The sequence below is a fragment of the Burkholderia sp. Se-20378 genome (genome assembly GCF_017104665.1).
GTDB classification, from domain to species: Bacteria; Pseudomonadota; Gammaproteobacteria; order Burkholderiales; family Burkholderiaceae; genus Burkholderia; species Burkholderia lata.
In genome coordinates this window covers 1-2,229 of record NZ_JAAGPG010000887.1, presented here as the reverse complement: position 1 = coordinate 2,229, position 2,229 = coordinate 1, and the positions used below count along the sequence as shown (strand labels likewise).

Sequence of the window (2,229 nt, the reverse complement as noted above, 5' to 3'; positions counted from 1 at the left end):
GGGTTCGACAGCACCGTGCGGACGATCGCGACGATGAGCGCGCGCACCTTGGTCCGGCGCAGGCTGCGCGAGCGCACGGCCATCGTGAACGCGAGCGCGAAGCTCACGAGCACGTTGAGGATCGCCATGCTGAGCACGCCGGCGCCGGCCCACCACAGCTCGGGCGTGCCGAGCGCATCCTTGCCCAGCACGCCGAGCGCGATGCCGATCGAACCGGCCGACAGCGTCACGTGCCGCACCTCGAACGGGAACATGAACACGGTGACGATCGCCGGAATGAGGCCGAGCATCAGGCCGAGGCCGACGTTCGCGACCACGCCGGCCACGTTCGACCGGCAGAAGTGCGCGAGCTTCGCGGCACCGGCCGCACCGAGCGTGAGGCGCAGACGGCGGTTGTACGTGAGCGCGTCGCCGACCCGGTGCAGCACGAACCAGTTGTCGGCCCAGCCCGCGATCAGGCTCGACGCCCACAGCAGCACGCCGGTCAGCGCCGCGTAGAGCGGCGTCGGGCCGAGCAGCGAGAACGAGTGCAGCGTCGCGTGCGCCTTCTCCGGCGAGATCAGGTTCGCGTGCAGCACGTTGCCCGCGAACAGCTGCACCAGCAGGCACACGGGCAGCACGACGAGCACGTTGCCGGAAATCGCGGCGGCCTGCGTGCGGATCAGCGCGATAACCGATTGCACGAACGCCTTCACGCCTTCCTCGTGGCCGGTGTCGTCGAGCTCGCGCGCGAGCGTCGGCGCAGTCATCGCGGGCTGCTTGGTCGCGAGCGTGAAGTGCAGGAAGTGCATCAGCATGAAGCTGGCCGCGTAGTTGACGCCCGCGAGCAGCCCTTCGAACATCGATTGCAGGTGCGCGCCCGTGATCGCGAACTTCACGCACACGGTCACGACGGTGACGAGGCCGCCGCCGGCCGCCATCCGCAGCATCTTCAGGTACTCGGCGCGGCCGCGCGAGATGTAGTGCTCGCCGGTGTCCGCGTTGGTCTCGACGAGCTTGCGCGCGAACAGCGAGAAGTTGCTGCGCACGAGGTGCGACACGCTCTGGCTGTTGTGGTTTGCGTCGATGAGCTCGGCCGTCAGGTGCGCCATGCCGTGCAGGTCGTCGCGCGCCATCCACGCGTTCAGCAGCATCTCGGCGCGCAGGATGCGCATGCGCATCCGCTCGACCTGGAACACGATGTCGACCGACACGCCGTTGCGGTACAGATGCGAGAACACGTCGTCGACGGCGATCCGGCATTCGTCGAGCAGCACGCGCAGGTAGTTCACCTCGTGCAGCAGCTTGCTCGGGTCGCCGCCGTCCTCGACGGCCGCGTGCGCGGTCTCGACTGCGAGCATCGCGCGCGTGAGGCGGTAGAACGGCTGTGTTTCGAGCGGCTTGCGTGCGTCGTCGTCGGAGAGCCGGCTGCGCACCGTCTGCGACAGGCCGGTCGAGCTGATCTGGCAGGTCAGGTTGTGCAGCGCGGCCAGCAGGTCGCGCGAGAACGAGCCCGGCTCGTGGCGCTCTTCGTCGGTGACGTCGAACGAGATCAGGTCGGCGAGGCGCGTGAGGAGATCGGCGGGCAATGCGTCGATCCATTGTGCGTCTTCCGGCGTCGGGAACATCAGCGTGAACAGCGCCGACAGCTCGCGGCGGTTCGGCGCGGGCGGGATCAGCGACGAGTCGATCCGCTCGAACAGCGCGCCGAAGAAGCCCGAGTGCACGGGCATGCCGGCGTCGCACAGCAACGAGATGCCGTCGCACTCGCGCAGGATGCCGCGCAGGATGCGCGCGGCGTGGGTTTTCCACGCAGGATTGCGATCGAGCACGTGGAACAGGTAGCGCAACCGTGCATGGGCCGGATACGCGCGCGCATCGGTGTCGCGATCGGCCGGCGTGTCCTGCGCGGCCTGCATCGTGCCGGTGCGGCGCAGCCAGTGCGCGAGTTCGATCAGCCATTCGCTGCGCTCGGCGTACGACGCATCGGCGTCGGCGAGCGCGAGCAATGCATCGAGCTGGTGACCGGCATTGCGCGACGCGCGCCACTTCTTGATCAGGGTCGTCAGGGAACGAAACATAAACGGAATAGCGAAAGCCCTTGGCGGGCGGGTTCGGGATGCCGGCCGGGGAAACGGCGCGGCGCCGGGGAGAACGGGTGAGACGGGGCCGGTTGCCGGACGATGCGCGGCGACCCGCGATGCGGCTGCCCCGCTGCGGTGCACGCCGATCGCGTGCGGGCGCCGGGAG

Annotated in this window: 1 protein-coding gene; it reads right to left on the bottom strand. The window is 69.0% G+C overall.

The annotated features are described in order from the left end of the window. Positions 1–2,060: site-specific recombinase (locus G3N93_RS38620; protein ID WP_206135394.1), on the bottom strand; the 2,060-nt coding region annotated here is incomplete at its 3' end. Positions 2,061–2,229 lie beyond the last annotated feature (169 nt).